Source organism: Pseudomonas sp. s4 (genome assembly GCF_046764235.1).
Lineage (GTDB): Bacteria > Pseudomonadota > Gammaproteobacteria > Pseudomonadales > Pseudomonadaceae > Aquipseudomonas > Aquipseudomonas asiatica.
In genome coordinates this window covers 1,679,330-1,697,962 of sequence record NZ_CP177209.1, presented here as the reverse complement: position 1 = coordinate 1,697,962, position 18,633 = coordinate 1,679,330, and the positions used below count along the sequence as shown (strand labels likewise).

Genomic DNA, 18,633 nt, shown 5'->3' with positions numbered 1-18,633 from the left:
GACCTGAAAAGCGATGCCGGACTGTCGCGGTGACCGGTCGGTATCACTATACTGACTCCCCGTTTGTGCACCGCTTCAGTGCATTCGGGCTGGAGCGTGTACGTCCTATCACACTCCAATCAGAGCCAAGGTAACAATGAGCCTGTTTTCCGCTGTCGAGCTGGCACCCCGCGACCCTATTCTGGGCCTCAACGAAGCATTCAACGCCGACCCACGTACCGACAAGGTCAACCTGGGCGTGGGCGTATATTGCAATGAGGAAGGCCGAATTCCGCTGCTGCGCGCCGTGATCGAAGCCGAGACCCAGCGTGCCGCCCAGCACGCCTCGCGCGGCTACCTGCCGATCGACGGTATCGCCACCTACGACCAGGCTGTACAAAAGCTGCTGTTCGGCGCCGAGTCGCCACTGCTGGCCGCCGGCCGCGTGGTTACCGTGCAGGCCGTCGGCGGTACCGGCGCACTGAAGATTGGCGCCGACTTCCTCAAGCGTGTGTCGCCGAACGCCGTGGTTGCCATCAGCGACCCGAGCTGGGAAAACCACCGTGCGCTGTTCGAATCGGCCGGCTTCCCGGTGCAGAACTACCGCTACTACGACGCGCCGACCAACGACGTCAACCGCGCCGGCATGCTCGAAGACCTGAACAACCTGCCGTCCGGCTCGATCGTGGTGCTGCACGCCTGCTGCCACAACCCGACTGGCGTCGACCTGAGCCTGGACGACTGGAAGAACGTCCTGGAAGTGGTCAAGGCCAAGGGCCACGTGCCGTTCCTCGACATGGCCTACCAGGGCTTCGGTGACGGCATCGCCGAAGACGCCTTCGCCGTGCGCCTGTTCGCCGAGTCGGGCCTGGAGTTCTTCGTGTCCAGCTCGTTCTCCAAGTCGTTCTCGCTGTACGGCGAGCGCGTCGGTGCGCTGTCGATCGTCACCGCCTCCAAGGACGAGAGCACCCGCGTGCTGTCGCAGGTCAAGCGCGTGATCCGCACCACCTACTCCAACCCGCCGACCCACGGTGCAACCATCGTTGCCACCGTGCTGAACAGCGCCGAACTGCGCCAGATGTGGGAAACCGAGCTGGCCGAAATGCGCGAGCGCATCCACGGCATGCGCAAGCAGATGGTTTCGCTGCTGGCCGAATATGGCGCCAACCGCGACTTCAGCTTCGTTGGCCGCCAGGTTGGCATGTTCTCGTACTCGGGCCTGACCGTCGAACAGGTCGCCCGCCTGAAGAACGAGTTCGGCATCTATGCGCTGGACACCGGCCGCATCGCCGTGGCCGCGCTGAACAAGAGCAACATCCACGTAGTGACCAAAGCTATCGTGCAGGTACTGTAACTCATTGTTTTGCCTAGGGGTGGCTTGACTTCCCCTGGGCAATCAGTAAGATACGCACAGATTCCGCGATAGCTCAGTCGGTAGAGCAAATGACTGTTAATCATTGGGTCCCTGGTTCGAGTCCAGGTCGCGGAGCCAAACATTGAAAACCTCCAGATGCGCAAGCACTGGAGGTTTTTTGTTGCACTTATCCCCTCATGCCAGCGCACGGCTGCTGTATCGTCCGAGATCCCTCGACGAGCACAGGCAAGCATGAAAGCCAACGATTTCACCCAGAACGCTCAGCAAGCGGTAGCAATCGCCGCCAACCAGGCCCTCCTGGCAAGCCGACAAGCAACGTTCGCCGTGGGTGGCTGCATCATCGAAAATGCCACTGGAAAGGTACTGATCGCCCTGCACAACCGCGTGCTGGAGCCCTCTGCCAGCCAGGCGCAACCCGCATTCAGGCTCCGCGACCCAACGGGGCATGGTGAGCGCCGGCTGGTCGACTGGTATTTCGACAACCAGCAGCGCCTTGCCCTCCCCCCCACGCATGAACTGACCGTCATCACCACGCTCGACCCCTGCGCCATGTGCGCAGGCGCCTTGCTGACTGCCGGCTTCAATGTTGCCGTAAGTGCGCTCGACACCTTTGCCGGCGTCAATCATGACGGCCGTTTCGAATTCCCCGGCCTGCCGGCCGCACTTCGTCTGCGCGCGCAAGCCACGTGGGGCTACTATGCTGTCGGCAGCCCTTTTGATCGCGACTATGTCGGGCCGCCGCAAGGGCCGGTCTACGCTGGCGAACGCATCGACGCCGCAACGATGTGCCTTACCCGTTCGTTGTTCGAGGCCAGCGTGAACCATGTGCACGACGAAAGCAGCAACGCCGGCCTCCCGCCATCTGCCCTGAAGGACCCGATCACCCTACCCAGCCGGAGCCTGGTACGCCAGGCCCTGGCGGGCTTGAGCCCATGGAGCCTGCGCAGCAAAAGTGCAGACCCTCGGCTGCCCGGCATCGAACTGGCCGAGCCATTGGTCGACACAGCGCTCGCGGCAGATACGTGCAATGCCGTAGCCTTGCTGGACCCATTCGGCAATCTGCTGGCCTGCCTGAGCGGTGACGAAACGCGCTCCCCCATTCGCACTGCATTCATGGAGACCACTCGCAGCTACGCCGCGTTGCGCTGGAACCTGATGAACCATGACGACCCACAGGTCCGCCACGAAGCACACCAGCATCTCACCCACCCCCGTTTCTGCACATTCGTCCTGCTCCGTTTTCCGGACCCGGCCGACAGCGAGGCGGTCATGACCCTTGGCGCGTATGGCTCCACCATGGAACGGCACACCGCGCCGTCCTTCCCCTCAAGCCTGCAATATGTATTGCTGCCAACAGGCTGCACTGCCAAGGATGTTGCTCGACTGGCGCAAAATCTGCCGCCGTTCTACACGAGCAACGTGCAGGTTGCGCCTTGCCAGGTACTGGACCCGAACCTGATGCAGGAAGTTACAACCCGGCTGGGGCAGGCTCAGCGCTCCGAGCCTGCTGCCGGATAGGGCAATGTGACCGCACTGCCTTCATCCACCAGGCTCCAGACCAGCAACCTGGCTGACTGCTTCTGACTGGCGTTGCGTGACACGCTGTGCACGGTACCCGGGGCTTCGTACCAGTATTCACCGGCCTTGTAGGTTTTCTCCGGCTCGTTATCGAGCTTCGATACCACTGCCCCTTCCAGCACGTAGGCCATCACTGCGCCCGGGTGCTGATGCGCAGGTGATGCCTGGCCGGGGGCGTAGCTGACGGTGAGCATCACGGCGCTCTTGCCGGGGGCGTTCGAGGGTTGTTGCTGCTGCAGCACCTTGACCTGGTCGGCAGCATCGCCGTGCGCCCAGGCAGGGGTTTGAGCGGCGAGCAGGGCGAAAAGGATGATGCTAAACGGTTTCATGGGGGCTTCTCCTGGATGGCAATTGCCTGCAGGTTAGGCCTGTGGGGCAGAGAGACAAATGACCAATTCGGGGAAAAACCAAGAGGCCGATCATTGCCTGTGCCGACCTCTTCGCGGGCAAGCCCGCGAGGAAGCCGGTGCAGGCACCAGATATCTCAGCTGCTACGTCCGATCGGATAAAACTCACCGTGGCTCCAGACCCCAAGCCACTCTTCCCCGTCGATCTCGCGCGGCACCGCCAGCTCTACCAACTGGTAGAACACATTGCGATTAATCAGCGCCTCGAGGTTGCTGCGTATCAGCACATACGGCGATGGCTCCTGCGTGACAGCGTCGATCACCACGCGCAGCGGGTTGGCCGGCCCGGCTTCGACCTGGTCCTCGACATTGCTGGTGAAGTGCAGCACCTGCTGCTCACCCTCACCTTCCACGTCAAGCGCCACGGCCACGAACGGCGCATCGTCGACGCGGATGCCCACCTTCTCTACCGGGGTAATCAGGAAGTAGTCATCGCCATCGCGGCGGATGATGGTGGAAAACAGCCGCACCATCGGCTTGCGACCGATCGGCGTACCCAGGTAATACCAGGTGCCATCACGGGCGATGCGCATGTCGATGTCACCGCAGAAGTCCGGGTTCCACAGATGTACCGGCGGCAGGCCCTTGGCCTTGGGAATCTGCGCCAGAAGATCATTGGCCTTGCCGGAATCGCTCATCACGCTTGCCTCATTCACTCACACCCAGAAGGCTACGAGCGTACTCGCGCATCGGCGCGCCAAGCAAATCCTCCGGGGTTTTATCGTGGAACGTCAACAAACCGCCACGGCTCTTGATACGTGCAGTGTCGATCAGGTAGCGGGTACTGGTTTCGATGAGCATCATCTGCACCACGCCGGTGTCCCAGCCCAGGCGGTCGACCGCTTGTTCGTCATACCACTCGTCGCCATTGCCGATGCGGTCGTCGGTGCGCGCGAAGCGGGTGTACAGCACGTAGTCGGCACCCACCGAACGGGCCTGGGCGATGGCCTCTTCCAAGCCCAATGGCCCTTGGGCACGCCGTACCAGCGGGAAATATTCGACGAAGCTCTTGTAGGCCTGCTCGGCCACCGCGTTCTGCCGCGGCACCGGTCCCTTGCCCGGAGGCACGAACGCGCCCTGGCCGATGAAGATGAACGAATCGGGCTGCAGGCGGATCGACAGGGTGCGACGGGTATCGCTGTGGTCCAGCAGACCGGCATCGCTCATGTGGTAACGGACGCCCTCGCCCATATCGCTGACATTCATGCAACCGCCCAACGCCATCAGCGCCAGCAGCAAAACCAGGCTACGCATCTTTCCTCCAGTGGCCGGCGACGAAAAACCGGCGAATAGCTGGCGGATGCAGCTTTTGCGCCAGCTTCAGCCGCCAATCACCTTCATCACCATCACATCGCCGGAAAACGCCAGGTCCTGTTTGTCTGCCAAGGCCTTTACCAGCAAGCGCTGCAGCGCCGGCAGCGCCTGATGGCGCGGTTTTTCCAGAAGGTCGCCGACGAAATGGCGATTGCCCGACGACAGGCAGCCATGCAGCCAGCCCGTGGAGGACAGGCGCAGCCGCGAGCAGGTGCGGCAGAATGGTACGCTTTCGTTGGCGATCACGCCGAAGTGGCCTCTGCCGGGCACCTGATAACGCAAGGCAGTGGCGTCCAGCGGCGCATCGACCTGAACGTAGGCATGCTTGCCAGCAATCAGTGCGAGCAGTTGGTCGAGGCCGACGAACTGCTGCAGGAAGACGTTTTGGTCACGGGCCAGGTGGCCCATGCGCATGAGCTCGATGAAGCGCAGTTCGAAGCCGCGCTCAAGGCAATAATCCAGCAGCGGCAGCACCTGATCGAGGTTGTGCCCGCGCATCGGCACCATGTTCACCTTGATCTGCATGCCCATGGCGCTGGCCCGCTCCATGCCCGCCAGCACGCTGGCCAAGTCGCCGCCCCGGGCAATACGGCGGAACGCCTGAGGGTCGAGGGTGTCGAGGGAAACGTTCAATCGGCGGATACCTGCCGCCTGCAACTGGGGCAACTTGCGCGCCAGCAACTGGCCATTGGTAGTCATCGAGATATCGTCAAGGTCGAGCTTGGCCACGGCGGCCAGGAAAGCATCCAGGCGCGGACTGACCAATGGCTCACCGCCGGTGATGCGCAAGCGTTCGATGCCGGCGGCTTCGATCAGGTAGGCCACGCCACGAGCCAGGGCCTCCGCCGACAGTTCGTCCTGTGCTGCCACCAGGCGCTTGCCGTCTGGCACGCAGTAGGTGCAGGCATAGTTACAGGCAGCCGTCAGGCTGACGCGCAGGTTGCGAAAACGCCTGCCTTGACGATCGACGATCATGAATGACTCCGGCATGGATGATGGGGGCTGGCAAAACCTGACTCATAAATCAGGTTTTTGCAAGCCCTGCACATCGCCGAAATAGGTAAGAGCAGCCTTGTGCTGCGAAAGGGCCAGTACAGCCATGCAGATGTGTGCTGGCTGTACCGGCCCTTTCGCAGCACAAGGCTGCTCCTACAGGTACTGCGTATTGCCTGAACGCGGATGCTTCAGTTCGAAGGTTCCGGGTCGCGCTTGCGCTTGTTGCCCATGCGCACGCCAATGTCCATCAGGAACTGGAAGAAGCCTTCCTGGTCCTCCAGCACATTGCTCCAGAACGGCGAGTGGTAAAGCGCCACGGCGCCGTGCACCAGCGCCCAGGCGGCGCAATAGTGGAAATACGGCGGCACGTCTTCGAGCTTGCCTTCGCTGATACGGCCCTTGATCAGCTGGGTCAGGCGGTCGAAGTTGGAGGCACGGATGCTGTGCAGCTGTTCGACCATTTCCGGTACCTGGTTGCCCTTGACCACCTTTTCTTCCAGGCGGTCGAACAGCCGGTAACGCTGCGGATCGCGCATGCGGAACTCGAAGTAGGCTCGCGACAGGGCTTCCTTGTCGCGATCGACGTCGGCCGAATGCAACAGCGCGTTCAGGTCGCGCTCGTAGTCGAGCATCAGGCGCAGGTAGATCTCCGCCTTGGACTTGAAGTGCTTGTAGATCGTGCCTTTGCCGATGCCCACGGCGTCGGCGATCATCTCGACGGTGACGCTGTCTTCTCCCTGTTCGAGAAAAAGCTTGAGCGCGGTGTCGAGGATTTCCTGTTCGCGACGGCGAAACTCACGGACCTTACGAGGTTCTTTCTGCATAGGAAGGACTGGATGACAATCGAAGCGGTTTATTATGCCTAACTTGCAAGAAATTGCACGGATCATCCAAGCATGTCTGTGTTTCACGATGCTTATGGCCATGCGCTGCGGGAGGAATGAAACGTGGGCGTATTCCAAATTTGTTTAAAAATCGATCAATATGCACTGGCACTGCGCCAAAGCTGACTAATACTTGAAGTGTTGGCGCGGCGCATCCCCCCCAAGTGGCGCGCCGATAAAGGTGCTCAGGGACCGCGTACCTTTGTTTTACTCCTAATGGTCTTAACCCGGATTCCCCCCCCAGAACCCGGGTTTTTTTTGGGTGTTTCGAGGGGGGGCGTTGGGGGCATTTTTGGGATTACGTGTGGGCTGCTAGGTGCCCTCACCCGCAACCCTTCGAGTCAGGCCACCCGCGCCAACGGGAACAAACGCTTGAAGTTGGCAGTGGTCTGTTCGGCCAACTGCTCATAACTGGCCCCGCGCAACGAAGCCACGTACTCCGCCACCTCACGCACATACTGCGGCAAATTCGGCTTGCCGCGATACGGAATCGGCGCCAGGTACGGCGAATCCGTTTCCACCAGCAAACGATCGACCGGCACCTGCCGCGCCACTTCACGCAGGGCATCGGCATTGCGGAAGGTAACGATGCCAGACAACGAAATGTAATACCCCAGGTCCAGCGCCGCCTTGGCCATGTCCCAGTCTTCGGTGAAGCAGTGCAGCACGCCGGCCTGCGGCAGATTGGCCTCGCGCAGCAGTGCCAGGGTATCGGCACGCGCCGCACGGGTATGCACGATCACCGGTTTGCCGGTCTGCCGCGAGGCCTCCAGGTGCAGGCGGAACGAGGCTTGCTGCAACTCGGCTGCTTCCGGCTCGTAGTGGTAATCCAGCCCGGTTTCTCCAATCGCCACCACATGTGGGTGAGCCAGTTCGCGCAGCAGCCATTCCAGCGCCGGCGTTTCGCCCGGCGCCAGGTCCAGCGGGTGCACGCCCACCGAGCAATCGACATCGGCGTAACGCTCGCTCAGCGCCTTCACCGCACCAGCATTCTCGGCACTGACGCCAATACACAGGAAATGCCCGACCCCGCGCTCACGCGCCGCCTGCAGGGCAGCATCGAGGGAGCCCTGGTGGGCGCTCAGGTCCAGACGGTCGAGGTGGCAATGGGAATCTACGAGCATGGGATAACGACACACATGAAAAAATGAAAATCAGCGGGCGCCCGGCAACTGCAGCCAATGGGCCAGCAGCGATTCAAGCAGCAGGGCGCGGTTGAGGTTGGCCTTGCCCAGCACCTTCTGGCGCTGTTCCAGGATCCATGCCTCCACCTCCAGCACCTTGGCCTGGCGGCTCTTCTGCGCCAGGTACTGCACCACCTTGCGCATATCGGCCAAGCCTAGCCCTTCCTCGTCCTGGGTCAATTGGTAGCGCAGGATCAGGTGCGCCCAATCGCAGAACCAGTCGAACAGCAGCAGCAGCGGTACACCGTTCCAGGCATCGGCCAGCTGGCTGGGCGATTGCTGCTGCTTGAGCAGCTTCTTCACCCCGTCGGTGACCAGCGCACGCTGCTCTCGCACGCCTTGCGCCTGCAAGCTGACCGCCATCAGCGGCGAACCGGCAGCCAGGGTCAGCAACTCGTCGCGCTCGGTCTCATCACTGTCGGGCAGCGCGCCGCCCAGCCAGGCTTGGCTCTGGGCCAGGCTGGGCTGCGGGCAGGCGACCTGCTGGCAACGGCTCTTGATGGTCGGCAACAGACGGCTGGGCTGGTGGGTGACCAGCAGCAACACGGTATCACCGGAGGGTTCTTCGAGGCTCTTGAGCAAGGCGTTGGAGGCGTTGACGTTCATCGCCTCCACTGGCTCGATCAGTACCACCTTGCGCCCACCCAGCTGCGCGGTCTGCACCACGAAGGCCACCAGCTCGCGTACCTGATCTACCTTGATAGGCTTGTCAGCTTCTTCGGGCTCAAGTACGAAGTTGTCCGGGTGGCTGCCGGCCTTGAGCAGCAGACAGGACTTGCACGCGCCACAGGCCTCCAGGCCCTGGGGCTGCTGGCACAGCAGGCGGGCCATCAGGCGCTCGGCCAAGGCCCGCTTGCCGATACCCTGCGGCCCATGCAGCAGGTAGGCGTGAGCGTGCTGGCTGCGGCCGGCCAGTTGCTGCCAGAGGGCCTGCTGCCAGGGATAGGCCTCAGCCACGGCAACGCTCCACGATGCCTGGTAGCAACGCATCAATGGAGCGCTGCACCGCCTCCAGAGGCTGGGCGGCATCAAGCAGGGTATAGCGCTGTGGTTCGCGACCGGCGCGCTGCAGGTAGGCCTGGCGCACTGCTTCGAAGAACGCCTGGCCTTCCTGCTCGAAACGGTCCAGGCGGCCGCGGGCGGCGGCGCGGGCCAGGCCCACTTCGACTGGCAGATCGAAGACCAGAGTCAGATCCGGGCGCAGGTCGCCCTGGACGAATTGCTCCAGGATGGCGATACGCTCGACTGGCAAACCACGCCCGCCGCCCTGGTAGGCGTATGTCGCATCGGTAAACCTGTCACACAAGACTACGGCCCCGCGGGCCAGCGCCGGCCGGATCACCTGCGCCAGGTGCTGGGCACGCGCAGCGAACACCAGCAACAGTTCGGTGTCGGCCGCCATGCTTTCATCGCTGGGCGCCAGCAGCAGCTCACGCACCTTTTCGGCCAGCGGCGTGCCGCCGGGCTCACGGGTCAGCACTACGTCCAGGCCCTGCTCGCACAGGCGCGCAGCCAGGTAGTCGCGGTTGGTGCTCTTGCCCGCGCCTTCGGGGCCTTCCAAAGTAATAAACAAGCCGCTCACAGGCAGTCCTTAATGTTGTTCGTCAGACATCGGCCGTTCGGCCGCTTGCGCGCCGCCGGCTGGGGCGTCCTGCACAGGCGGCTGGTCGGGCGCTGGCTGCACGGTAGACTCGTCGGCAGGGGCTTCGGGTTGTTCGGCCTCGTCGGCACCTGGTTGCGTCTGTTGCTCTGGCTGCGATTGCGGCGCGGGGCTGGAGCGGTAGTCCGCACGGCGCTTGAGCTGGAACTCGCGCACCGCCGAGTTGTGGTCGTCGAGGTCGTCGGAAAACACATGGCTGCCATCGCCACGGGCGACGAAGTACAGGCTGGTGCCATCGGACGGGTTGAGCGCCGCGTGAATCGCTTCGCGACCGACCATGGCGATCGGGGTCGGCGGCAGGCCGGTGATGGTGTAGGTGTTGTAGGGCGTCGGCTCGCGCAGGTCGGCGCGGGTGATCTTGCCGTTGTAGCGCTCACCCATGCCGTAGATCACCGTAGGGTCGGTCTGCAGCATCATGCCCAGGCGCAGGCGCCGCACGAAAACGCCGGCGATCTGCCCGCGCTCCTGAGGAATGCCGGTTTCCTTCTCCACCAGTGAAGCCATGATCAGCGCCTGGTACGGGTCGCGGTATGGCAGGTCGGTGGTGCGCTCGGCCCACTCCTTGGCCAACACTTCGTCCAGGCGCATATAGGCCTGCTGCAGCAACTCGACGTCGGTCATGCCGCGCACGAAGCGATAGGTGTCCGGGAAGAAGCGCCCTTCAGGGAACACCCCGGTATGGCCGAGCTTGTCCATCACTTCCGAATCGGACAGCCCGTCCAGGGTGTGCTTGATCTTTTCATGCTTGGCCACGGCCGCGCGCACCTGGCGGAAGGTCCAGCCTTCGACCAGGGTGAGGTTGTACTGCACCACGTCGGCTCGACGCCAGGCATCGAACAGCTGCTCCACGGTCATGCCGGGGGTCAGGCGATACTCACCGGTGTGCAGAGGGGTGCCGGCCATGTTGAAACGCCAGTACAGGCGCAACCAGACGGCGTCGTCGAGCAACCCTTCGTTCTGCATGCGATAGAACATGCGGTTGGGGGTGGTGCCATTGGGCACGTCCAGCAGGCGCTCCTGCGTCACGTGCAGAGGCTGCTCCAGGACCGAGTTGACCTTCCAGGCCGACCAGCCCACGGCAAGGCCGGCGAGGATCAAGCCCATTTCCAGCAGCAGCAGGAATTTACGTCTCACGAATTCAGGTTTCCAGTAACGTACGGGCAACGGCCTGCAGTTTACGGGTGAGCGGGCCCGGCGACCAGTTTAGCTCGGCAACGCCTCGCACGGGCCAGACACCGTAGACGCTGTTGCAGACAAATACTTCATCTGCCTGCTCCAGAGCGTCGAACGGCAGGTCGCAGACCTGCAATGGGATGCCCTGCAGCGCTGCCTGTTCCAGCAACGCGCCCCGCATCACGCCAGCGACGCCACAGCGGCTTAGGTCAGCCGTGAACAGCACGCCATCGCGCACCAGGAACAGATTGCTGTACACACCTTCGATCACCCTGCCCTGCCCATCACGCATCAGGCCTTCGGCATGTTCGCTGTCCTGCCATTCGGCACGGGCCAGCACCTGCTCCAGGCGGTTGAGGTGTTTGAGGCCGGCCAGCAGCGGTTGTTCCCCAAGCCGGGTCTGGCACGGAAACAGTTGCACGCCCTGCTCGGCATTGTCGACAGGATAGCTGGGCAACGGGCTGCCCTGCAGAATACGCCGCGGCGCGGCACCGGCAACCGGTGCGTAACCGCGCTGGCTGTCACCACGAGTAAGGATGAGTTTGGCTACGCCATCACCGAGCTGGCTGGCATAGCGCAGGAGTTCGTCGCGTACCAGCGCCAGGTCGGTACTGATCGCCAGGCGCTGGCAACCCAGCGCCAGGCGTGCGAGGTGGCCGTCCAGCAAGCTGGGCCGGCCGTCGCGCACGGCGATGGTCTCGAATAGCCCATCGCCGTAGGCCAGGCCGCGGTTCTGCAGGTTGACTGCAGCCGCCGGCTGGCCATCGATCCAGCTTTGCATCAACCGGCGAACCGGCGGAATACCAGCGAACCGTTGGTACCGCCAAAGCCGAACGAGTTGGACAGCACCACATCGATCGGCATGCTGCGCGCCTGGTGCGGCACGAAGTCGAGGTCGCAGCCTTCGTCCGGCTCGTCCAGGTTGATGGTGGGCGGAGCCATCTGGCTGTTGATTGCCAGTACGCTGAAGATCGCTTCTACGGCACCGGCGGCGCCCAGCAGGTGGCCGGTCATCGACTTGGTCGAGCTGACCGCCAGCTTGTAGGCATGCTCACCGAACACGCGCTTGATCGCCGCCACTTCGGCCACGTCGCCAGCAGGGGTCGAGGTGCCATGGGCGTTGATGTAGCTGACCTCTTCCGGCTGGATGCCGGCATCACGCAGGGCGTTGGCCATGCAGCGGGCAGCGCCTTCGCCGGTGTCGGGTGGCGAAGTCATGTGGTAGGCGTCACCGCTCATGCCGAAGCCGACCAGCTCGGCATAGATGGTCGCGCCGCGGGCCTTGGCGTGCTCCAGCTCTTCGAGCACCAGGGCACCGGCACCGTCGGACAGCACGAAGCCGTCACGGCCCTTGTCCCACGGGCGGCTGGCCCGGGTCGGCTCGTCGTTGCGAGTGGACAGTGCACGGGAGGCACCGAAGCCGCCCATGCCCAGGCCGCAGGCAGCCATTTCGGCGCCGCCGGCGATCATCACGTCGGCTTCACCGTAGGCGATGTTGCGCGCGGCCATACCGATGCAGTGGGTACCAGTGGTGCACGCGGTGGCGATGGCGTAGTTCGGCCCTTGCAGCCCCAGGTGGATCGACAGGAAGCCGGAGATCATGTTGATGATCGAGCCTGGCACGAAGAAAGGCGAAATACGACGCGGCCCCGAGTCGTGCAGGGTGCGGCTGGTTTCTTCGATATTGGTCAGGCCGCCGATACCCGAGCCCATGGCCACGCCAATACGCTGGCGGTTGGCGTCGGTGACTTCCAGACCGGCATTACGCACTGCCTGGAACCCGGCCGCCAAGCCGTACTGGATGAACAGGTCGAGCTTGCGGGCCTCTTTGGCCGACAGGTATTGCTCGACCTCGAAGCCTTTCACCGAGCCGCCAAAACGGGTGGAGTAGGCAGACAGATCCGTGTGTTCGATCGGACCGATGCCACTGCGGCCAGCCAGAATGCCCTGCCAGGTGCTCGGTACATCAGTACCCAGTGGCGACAGCATACCCATACCGGTGACCACGACGCGTCTACGCGACACAGTACTCTCCTTTTCTAATGACAGAGTTTCTTGCCATTGCATTCAAGCGATGGAATGAAATGGCAACAAGCTCTTGATACCCGGTGAACGAGACCGACTTGCAAAACGCAGGGTGCTCGCAAAGAAAAAACCGCACGCCGGCAAAGGCAGTGCGGTTTTTCCCGACAAGAAGCGTCGACTACAGCGTCTTAGGCCTGGTGGGCTTTGACGTAGTCTACGGCAGCTTGAACGGTAGTGATCTTCTCGGCTTCTTCGTCAGGGATTTCGGTCTCGAATTCCTCTTCCAGAGCCATCACCAGCTCAACGGTGTCAAGCGAATCGGCACCCAGGTCATCGACGAAGGACTTCTCGAGAGTCACTTCCTCTTCCTTGACGCCCAGTTGCTCGGCGACGATTTTCTTGACGCGTTCTTCGATGGTGCTCATACCTAGTTTTCACTCCTAATGGACATATGTCAGGCAGCTGGCCGGTGGCTAATTTTATAGAAAGACGTTCGCTTTTCAAGCTAAACACGCCTTCACACCAACCCCCACACCCGCTGCCTGGAATCTGGTTGCAGCTTTATAACGGATTTTAGGCTCGCAGTATGACTCTTTTTTTACGAAATCCGTCACATTGAGTTGCAGTGTTACATGTACATCCCGCCGTTGACCGGCACGGTAGCGCCGGTTACGTAGGCTGCGCCGTCAGATGCCAGGAACGAAACAACCTTGGCAATTTCGTCGGCCTGGCCCAGGCGGCCCAGCGGGATCTGGGTCTGCAGCGCTTCACGCTGCGCTTCTGGCAGCTCGCGGGTCATGTCGGTGTCGATGAAGCCCGGGGTCACCGAGTTGACGGTGATGCCACGCGAGCCCACTTCACGCGCCAGGGCGCGGCTGAAGCCTTCCAGGCCGGCCTTGGCGGCCGCGTAGTTGGCCTGGCCGGCGTTACCCATGGCACCGACGACCGAGCCGATGCTGATGATACGGCCCCAACGTGCCTTGGTCATGCCACGCAGCACGCCCTTGGACAGACGGTAGAGGCTGTTCAGGTTGGTATCGATCACGTCGAACCACTCGTCGTCCTTCATGCGCAGCATGAGGTTGTCACGGGTGATACCGGCGTTGTTGACGAGGATGGCCGGTGCGCCGAATTGCTCGCCGATGGCGGCCAGCACAGCTTCAACCGATTCGGCGCTTGTCACGTTCAGTTCCATGCCGGTACCGGTGATGCCGTGTTCTTTCAGCGTGGCAGCAATGCGCTCGGCGCCGGAGGCCGAGGTGGCGGTGCCGATCACGGTCGCGCCCTGGCGGCCCAGCTCGAGGGCGATGGCCTGGCCAATGCCACGGCTGGCGCCGGTGACCAGTGCAACTTTACCTTGCAGGCTCATGCAAGCTTCTCCAAATCAGGCCAGTGCCGCGCGGGTGGCGGCGACGGCGTCAGGGGTATTGAGGTTGTAGGTGGTCACGCCATCGGCGCAACGCTTGTTCAGGCCGGCCAGGACCTTGCCCGGGCCGCACTCGACCAGGTTGACCGCACCGTTAGCGGCCAGGGTCTGCACGCATTCGACCCAGCGCACTGGCTGGTACAGCTGCGCCAGCAGGTCGTGCTTGAGGGCATTAAGGTCAGCGGCAACGGCAGCGGTGACGTTCTGCACCACGGGAATTTGCGGGGCGTGCCACTCGATGGCGTTGACCGACTCGGCAAAGCGCTCGGCAGCCGGCTTCATCAGCGCGCAGTGCGACGGCACGCTGACCGCCAGCGGCAGGGCGCGCTTGGCACCCTTGGCCTTGCACAGCTCGATGGCGCGATCGACGGCGGCCTTGTTGCCAGCGATAACCACCTGGCCTGGCGAGTTGAAGTTGACCGCGCTGACCACCTGGTCTTCGGCCGCTTCGGCGCAGACTTCCACGACCACGGCGTCGTCCAGGCCAAGAATGGCGGCCATGGCGCCATGACCGGCCGGCACGGCTTCCTGCATCAGCTGGCCCCGGCGCTCGACCAGGCGCACGGCATCTTTCAGGCTCAGGCTGCCGGCGGCAACCAGGGCGCTGTATTCACCCAGGCTGTGACCGGAGACGAAGGCCGGCCTGGCACCGCCCTCTTCCAGCCACAGGCGCCACAGTGCGATGGACGCGGTGAGGATGGCCGGCTGGGTCTTGTCGGTCTGGTTGAGTTGCTCTTCCGGGCCTTCCTGGACCAGCTTCCACAGGTCGTAACCGAGTGCCTCGGACGCTTCCTTGAAGGTTTCGATGATCACTGGCTTCTCGGCGCCGAGCTCGGCGAGCATGCCCAGCGACTGGGAACCTTGACCGGGAAAGACGAATGCGAGAGATGCAGACATTGAACAAGCCCTTATGATCTTGTCGTCGGATAGGGTGCGCCGGACATTAGCCAGACGCGGAATCTGAAAACTTGGATGGAGACGCGGACCAAGCGGTCACATTTAAGCACTTCAGCGGCGATATGCCTAAGGTCTTTATTCCTTCAGCACCGGCCTCTTCGCGGGTAAACCCGCTCCCACAGGGTTACCACAGACCTAAAGGTTATGGGGCACCTGTGGGAGCGGGTTTACCCGCGAAGAGGCCGGCACAGGCTACAACAGCAAATCTTCCAGCCGCCCATGCAAGCGCTGCGGCAGGTTTTCCTGAATCTCGATCAACGCCCGCTGGATGGCACTCTGGAAGCCCTGCACCCCCGCCGAGCCATGGCTCTTGATGACGATGCCCTGCAACCCCAGGAAACTCGCACCATTGTGCCGCGCCGGTGCCAGGTCGGCCTGCAGGCGTTTGAGCAGCGGCATGGCCACGGCCCCGGCTGCCCGCGACAATACGCCACCCTTGAACAACTGCTCTATGCGCGCACCGATCATCGTCGCCAGCCCCTCGCTCGACTTGAGCAGGATGTTGCCGACGAACCCGTCGCACACCACCACATCGGCTTCGCCGCGATACAACCCGTCACCCTCGACGAAGCCTATGTAGTTGAGCCCGCGGGCGTTCTGCAACAGGCTGGCCGCCAGCTTGACCTGCTGGTTGCCCTTGATGTCCTCGGTACCGATGTTAAGCAGCGCCACGCGCGGCCGCTGCACACCCAGCGCCTGGGCGGCCACCGAGCCCATCACGGCGAACTGGTAGAGGTTCTCGGCGCTGCAGTCGACGTTGGCGCCAAGGTCGAGCAACTGGCAGTAACCGGTCTGGGTCGGGATCGCCGCCACCATGGCCGGCCGATCGATACCTGGCAGTGTCTTGAGCACGAAACGCGAGAGCGCCATCAGCGCCCCGGTATTGCCGGCGCTGACGCAGGCCTGAGCCTTGCCGTCGCGCACCAGTTCGAGGGCGATGCGCATCGACGAGTCCGGCTTGCCGCGCAGCGCCTGGGATGGCCGCTCGTCCATGCCGACCACCTCGCTGGCGGCCACGATTTGCAGGCGCGCGCGATCCGCAGCCGCAAGGCCGCTGACAAGATCTTCGAGGAGGGAGGGTTGACCGACGAGGGTCAGGTGCAGCGAGGGGGTAGCCGAAAGGCAGGCAATGCTAGCCTGGACAATGCTGCGGGGACCGAAGTCCCCGCCCATTGCGTCGATCGCGATGATCTGAGCGGACAAGGATTACTCGTCAGCGCCCTTGTCGACCACTTTGCGACCACGGTATACGCCTTCTGGCGAAACGTGGTGACGCAGGTGTACTTCACCGGTGGTTTTCTCTACCGACAGCGCGTTTTCCGACAGGGCGTCGTGCGAACGGCGCATGTCACGGGCAGAGCGGGATTTTTTGTTCTGCTGAACAGCCATAATTGATTAACTCCTAAACGTTTGGGTCACGCTTTAACTGCGCCAAAACACTGAACGGGTTGGACCGCGATACCTCGTCCTTGCTCGATTCGGGCTCGTCTGCGCCCGCCGGCTGCTGGCATTCTTCCGGATGATGAGCAGGCACGATTGGCAAGGCGAGCAGAAGCTCCTCCTCGATCAATGCCTGCAGATCCAAAGGATCTTCGCCCAGTTCCAGCACGTCATAGCCTTTCGGCAACGACTGGGTATTCGCACCCTCCTTCACCACGGCGTATGTACATTCGCTGTGGATCGGCAGGGTGACCAGCTCAAGACAACGCTGGCAAACCATCTTGACCTCGACGTCCAGCTCGCTGTGGATAACCACCACGTGCTGTTCATCTCGTTCAAAATCGAACTTCGCCTGCACCGTACCGACATTGTCGGAAAGCGGGTCGCAGAGTCTTTCCAAATCAGCGAGCTGCAGCGAACCGTTAAGGGTTACGCCACGATCGGCTAATTTGCGCGGGTCAACGTGAGGTGGAATCGGGTCATTCAACATAGGCGCAGCATTCTAGGGATGCCCCCCGCCCCTGTCAAAGGAAATTCGGCGGCATCGTGCGTGATAGAATTTGTTCAACCGATTCAGGAGTCTACCATGCTTCCTCTGTTACTGGCTTCCAGCTCTGCCTACCGCCGCGAACTGCTTGCACGCCTGCGCCTGCCCTTCACCTGGGCAAGCCCCGATATAGACGAGCGACGCCTGGATGACGAACCGGCGGTGGAGCTGGTGCAGCGGCTGGCCAGGCAAAAAGCCGAGGCCCTGGCAGGCAGCCACCCCGGGCAGCTGATCATTGGTTCGGACCAGGTTGCGGTGCTGGGCGAGCAGGTACTGGGCAAGCCGCACACCTTCGAGCGGGCTTGCGAGCAACTGCTGGAGTGCAGCGGGCAGCAGGTGAGCTTCCTGACCGGGCTGGCGCTGCTGAACAGCGCCACCGGGCACTGCCAGGTGGACTGCGTGCCGTTTACCGTGACCCTGCGCGAACTGGACCGGGAGCGAGTGGAGCGCTATGTGGCGGCGGAACAGCCGCTGGACTGCGCCGGCAGCTTCAAGGCCGAGGGCCTGGGAGTGAGCCTGTTCCAGAGCACGCACGGGTGCGATGCGACCAGCCTGATCGGACTGCCGTTGATTAGACTGGTGGATATGTTGACCAAGGAAGGGGTGGTGATTCCCTGAGGTTTTGGGGCCGCGCCGCACCCCTTCGCGGGCACGCCCGTGAAAGGGCGCAAAGCGCCCCCGACAATCCCGGATCAGCGCAACTGCGGCCCCTGGAAGCCCATCCACATCGCCAAGCGTTCAGCCACGCTGGCGCCAACGCGCTTGGAGAAGCGATCGAGCGCCGATTCCTGCACGGTGAAGTCCACCAACTCCTTTTCACCCACGATCTCGCGCGCCACATAGCTGGCACTGCCCAACCCATCCACCAGGCCCAGCTCCTTGGCCTGCTCGCCCGACCAGACCAGGCCACTGAAGAGCTCCGGATGCTCCTTGTCCTTCAGGCGCTCACCCCGCCCCTGCTTGACCATGGCAATGAACTGCTGGTGCGTGGTATTCAGTACGCCCTGCCAGAACTCGGTCTCTTCCGGCTTCTGCGGCGAGAACGGATCGAGGAAGGCCTTGTGCTCGCCTGCAGTGTAGGTACGCCGCTCCACACCCAGCTTCTCCATGGTGCCGACAAAGCCGTAACCGGCCGCCGTCACACCAATCGAGCCCACCAGGCTGGCCTTGTCGGCATAGATCTCGTCCGCCGCACTGGCGATGTAGTAGGCACCGGAAGCGCCAAGGTCGGCGATGACCGCATACAGCTTGATGGCCGGATATTCAGCCCGCAGACGGCGAATTTCGTCATACACGTAACCCGACTGCACCGGGCTGCCTCCCGGGCTGTTGATGCGCATCACCACAGCCTTGGTCTTGCTGTCCTTGAACGCCTCGCGCAGGCTCTTGACGATATTGTCGGCGCTGGCTGGCTCCTGGTCGGCAATCACCCCGCGCACCTCGACCAGCGCGGTATGGCTGGCACTGCGCGACGCTGCCTTGTCCATGTCCATCAACGGCGTGAACAGGATCAGGATGCCGAACAGGTAGACGAAGGTCAGCAACTTGAAGAAGATCCCCCAGCGTCGCGCCCGGCGCTGCTCCTGAACGCCCGCCAGCAGGGTCTTTTCCAGCAGCTTCCAGCTCTTGCGCTCTTCGCGCCCCTCGTCGGGTTCGGCCTCAGGGGCTTTCCATTCGTCTGCCATGCT

At 62.7% G+C, this 18,633-nt stretch carries 21 protein-coding genes and 1 tRNA gene; 4 read left to right on the top strand and 18 right to left on the bottom strand.

Annotated features, from left to right (window positions below; translation table 11 throughout):
- The first annotated feature begins 136 nt into the window (after nt 1-136).
- The 3 genes from ACK56M_RS07995 (at nt 137) to ACK56M_RS07985 (ending at nt 2,872) form a co-directional block, all read left to right on the top strand.
- Nucleotides 137-1,333: an amino acid aminotransferase gene (locus ACK56M_RS07995; protein WP_015269421.1), complete on the top strand. Its 1,197-nt coding sequence runs from the start codon at nt 137-139 to the stop codon at nt 1,331-1,333.
- A 62-nt stretch (nt 1,334-1,395) separates the two neighbouring features.
- A tRNA-Asn gene (locus ACK56M_RS07990) sits at nt 1,396-1,471 on the top strand.
- Nucleotides 1,472-1,585: 114 nt separating this feature from the next.
- Nucleotides 1,586-2,872: a cytosine deaminase gene (locus ACK56M_RS07985; RefSeq protein WP_054572814.1), complete on the top strand. Its 1,287-nt coding sequence runs from the start codon at nt 1,586-1,588 to the stop codon at nt 2,870-2,872.
- Here ACK56M_RS07985 and ACK56M_RS07980 read toward each other — a convergent pair.
- The 17 genes from ACK56M_RS07980 to ACK56M_RS07900 all read right to left on the bottom strand — a co-directional run bounded on the left by ACK56M_RS07980 (nt 2,845) and on the right by ACK56M_RS07900 (nt 16,888).
- Nucleotides 2,845-3,261: a cupin domain-containing protein gene (locus ACK56M_RS07980; RefSeq protein WP_015269419.1), complete on the bottom strand. Its 417-nt coding sequence runs from the start codon at nt 3,259-3,261 to the stop codon at nt 2,845-2,847. The two genes, ACK56M_RS07985 and ACK56M_RS07980, sit on opposite strands and share 28 nt — an antisense overlap.
- Nucleotides 3,262-3,416: 155 nt before the next feature.
- Nucleotides 3,417-3,977 (bottom strand): DUF1285 domain-containing protein, encoded by a 561-nt coding sequence (locus ACK56M_RS07975; protein WP_015269418.1) that lies wholly within the window; start codon nt 3,975-3,977, stop codon nt 3,417-3,419.
- A gap of 10 nt (nt 3,978-3,987) precedes the next feature.
- A complete protein-coding gene (locus ACK56M_RS07970; protein WP_013971585.1) occupies nt 3,988-4,593 on the bottom strand; it encodes a DUF4823 domain-containing protein in 606 nt (201 codons plus the stop codon).
- Nucleotides 4,594-4,659: 66 nt separating this feature from the next.
- On the bottom strand, nt 4,660-5,628 hold the full coding sequence (locus ACK56M_RS07965; protein WP_015269416.1) for a GTP 3',8-cyclase MoaA: 969 nt from the start codon (nt 5,626-5,628) through the stop codon (nt 4,660-4,662).
- A 209-nt stretch (nt 5,629-5,837) separates the two neighbouring features.
- Nucleotides 5,838-6,473: a TetR/AcrR family transcriptional regulator gene (locus ACK56M_RS07960; protein ID WP_003260720.1), complete on the bottom strand. Its 636-nt coding sequence runs from the start codon at nt 6,471-6,473 to the stop codon at nt 5,838-5,840.
- Nucleotides 6,474-6,874: 401 nt separating this feature from the next.
- A complete protein-coding gene (locus tag ACK56M_RS07955; RefSeq protein WP_013971582.1) occupies nt 6,875-7,657 on the bottom strand; it encodes a TatD family hydrolase in 783 nt (260 codons plus the stop codon).
- Between the two features lie 30 nt (nt 7,658-7,687).
- Nucleotides 7,688-8,674 (bottom strand): DNA polymerase III subunit delta', encoded by a 987-nt coding sequence (locus tag ACK56M_RS07950; RefSeq protein ID WP_411959355.1) that lies wholly within the window; start codon nt 8,672-8,674, stop codon nt 7,688-7,690.
- Nucleotides 8,667-9,299, bottom strand: coding sequence for a dTMP kinase (gene tmk / locus ACK56M_RS07945; protein ID WP_023661450.1), 633 nt, complete (start codon nt 9,297-9,299; stop codon nt 8,667-8,669). Before tmk ends, ACK56M_RS07950 begins: the two co-directional genes overlap by 8 nt.
- Before the next feature lie 9 nt (nt 9,300-9,308).
- Entirely contained in the window at nt 9,309-10,511 is a 1,203-nt protein-coding gene (mltG, locus tag ACK56M_RS07940) for an endolytic transglycosylase MltG (RefSeq protein WP_015269413.1), read from the bottom strand.
- A gap of 4 nt (nt 10,512-10,515) precedes the next feature.
- A complete protein-coding gene (pabC, locus tag ACK56M_RS07935) occupies nt 10,516-11,331 on the bottom strand; it encodes an aminodeoxychorismate lyase (RefSeq protein ID WP_096009998.1) in 816 nt (271 codons plus the stop codon).
- Nucleotides 11,331-12,575: a beta-ketoacyl-ACP synthase II gene (fabF, locus tag ACK56M_RS07930; RefSeq protein ID WP_015269411.1), complete on the bottom strand. Its 1,245-nt coding sequence runs from the start codon at nt 12,573-12,575 to the stop codon at nt 11,331-11,333. The genes pabC and fabF overlap by 1 nt, the downstream gene beginning before the upstream one ends.
- A gap of 188 nt (nt 12,576-12,763) precedes the next feature.
- Nucleotides 12,764-13,000: an acyl carrier protein gene (gene acpP, locus ACK56M_RS07925; RefSeq protein WP_013971576.1), complete on the bottom strand. Its 237-nt coding sequence runs from the start codon at nt 12,998-13,000 to the stop codon at nt 12,764-12,766.
- Between the two features lie 203 nt (nt 13,001-13,203).
- Nucleotides 13,204-13,944 (bottom strand): 3-oxoacyl-ACP reductase FabG, encoded by a 741-nt coding sequence (fabG, locus tag ACK56M_RS07920; RefSeq protein ID WP_003247160.1) that lies wholly within the window; start codon nt 13,942-13,944, stop codon nt 13,204-13,206.
- A gap of 15 nt (nt 13,945-13,959) precedes the next feature.
- Nucleotides 13,960-14,898, bottom strand: coding sequence for an ACP S-malonyltransferase (fabD, locus tag ACK56M_RS07915; RefSeq protein WP_080604850.1), 939 nt, complete (start codon nt 14,896-14,898; stop codon nt 13,960-13,962).
- Between the two features lie 252 nt (nt 14,899-15,150).
- Entirely contained in the window at nt 15,151-16,161 is a 1,011-nt protein-coding gene (gene plsX, locus ACK56M_RS07910; protein ID WP_075044133.1) for a phosphate acyltransferase PlsX, read from the bottom strand.
- 3 nt (nt 16,162-16,164) lie between these two features.
- Nucleotides 16,165-16,347, bottom strand: coding sequence for a 50S ribosomal protein L32 (rpmF, locus tag ACK56M_RS07905; RefSeq protein WP_003247154.1), 183 nt, complete (start codon nt 16,345-16,347; stop codon nt 16,165-16,167).
- Nucleotides 16,348-16,360: 13 nt separating this feature from the next.
- Nucleotides 16,361-16,888, bottom strand: a complete 528-nt coding sequence (locus ACK56M_RS07900; RefSeq protein WP_012313431.1) for a YceD family protein — start codon at nt 16,886-16,888, stop codon at nt 16,361-16,363.
- Between the two features lie 96 nt (nt 16,889-16,984).
- On the opposite strand from ACK56M_RS07900, the gene ACK56M_RS07895 reads away from it, so the two are divergent.
- Nucleotides 16,985-17,563 carry a Maf family protein gene (locus ACK56M_RS07895; RefSeq protein ID WP_015269408.1) on the top strand — a complete coding sequence of 193 codons (579 nt, stop codon included), beginning with the start codon at nt 16,985-16,987 and terminating at the stop codon, nt 17,561-17,563.
- A gap of 74 nt (nt 17,564-17,637) precedes the next feature.
- Here the strand turns inward: ACK56M_RS07895 and sppA are convergent, their stop codons facing one another.
- Nucleotides 17,638-18,630 carry a signal peptide peptidase SppA gene (sppA, locus tag ACK56M_RS07890; RefSeq protein ID WP_054572818.1) on the bottom strand — a complete coding sequence of 331 codons (993 nt, stop codon included), beginning with the start codon at nt 18,628-18,630 and terminating at the stop codon, nt 17,638-17,640.
- Nucleotides 18,631-18,633 lie beyond the last annotated feature (3 nt).

What these genes read in the sequence shown, in the direction of transcription:
- ACK56M_RS07965 (WP_015269416.1), bottom strand. Translation starts at nt 5,628, where the DNA reads ATGATCGTCGATCGTCAAGGCAGGCGTTTTCGCAACCTGCGCGTCAGC.
- acpP (WP_013971576.1), bottom strand. Translation starts at nt 13,000, where the DNA reads ATGAGCACCATCGAAGAACGCGTCAAGAAAATCGTCGCCGAGCAACTG.
- fabD (WP_080604850.1), bottom strand. Translation starts at nt 14,898, where the DNA reads ATGTCTGCATCTCTCGCATTCGTCTTTCCCGGTCAAGGTTCCCAGTCG.
- ACK56M_RS07960 (WP_003260720.1), bottom strand. Translation starts at nt 6,473, where the DNA reads ATGCAGAAAGAACCTCGTAAGGTCCGTGAGTTTCGCCGTCGCGAACAG.
- ACK56M_RS07900 (WP_012313431.1), bottom strand. Translation starts at nt 16,888, where the DNA reads ATGTTGAATGACCCGATTCCACCTCACGTTGACCCGCGCAAATTAGCC.
- rpmF (WP_003247154.1), bottom strand. Translation starts at nt 16,347, where the DNA reads ATGGCTGTTCAGCAGAACAAAAAATCCCGCTCTGCCCGTGACATGCGC.
- ACK56M_RS07975 (WP_015269418.1), bottom strand. Translation starts at nt 3,977, where the DNA reads ATGAGCGATTCCGGCAAGGCCAATGATCTTCTGGCGCAGATTCCCAAG.
- ACK56M_RS07970 (WP_013971585.1), bottom strand. Translation starts at nt 4,593, where the DNA reads ATGCGTAGCCTGGTTTTGCTGCTGGCGCTGATGGCGTTGGGCGGTTGC.
- fabG (WP_003247160.1), bottom strand. Translation starts at nt 13,944, where the DNA reads ATGAGCCTGCAAGGTAAAGTTGCACTGGTCACCGGCGCCAGCCGTGGC.
- ACK56M_RS07985 (WP_054572814.1), top strand. Translation starts at nt 1,586, where the DNA reads ATGAAAGCCAACGATTTCACCCAGAACGCTCAGCAAGCGGTAGCAATC.
- ACK56M_RS07980 (WP_015269419.1), bottom strand. Translation starts at nt 3,261, where the DNA reads ATGAAACCGTTTAGCATCATCCTTTTCGCCCTGCTCGCCGCTCAAACC.
- ACK56M_RS07895 (WP_015269408.1), top strand. Translation starts at nt 16,985, where the DNA reads ATGCTTCCTCTGTTACTGGCTTCCAGCTCTGCCTACCGCCGCGAACTG.
- ACK56M_RS07995 (WP_015269421.1), top strand. Translation starts at nt 137, where the DNA reads ATGAGCCTGTTTTCCGCTGTCGAGCTGGCACCCCGCGACCCTATTCTG.
- ACK56M_RS07955 (WP_013971582.1), bottom strand. Translation starts at nt 7,657, where the DNA reads ATGCTCGTAGATTCCCATTGCCACCTCGACCGTCTGGACCTGAGCGCC.
- sppA (WP_054572818.1), bottom strand. Translation starts at nt 18,630, where the DNA reads ATGGCAGACGAATGGAAAGCCCCTGAGGCCGAACCCGACGAGGGGCGC.
- pabC (WP_096009998.1), bottom strand. Translation starts at nt 11,331, where the DNA reads ATGCAAAGCTGGATCGATGGCCAGCCGGCGGCTGCAGTCAACCTGCAG.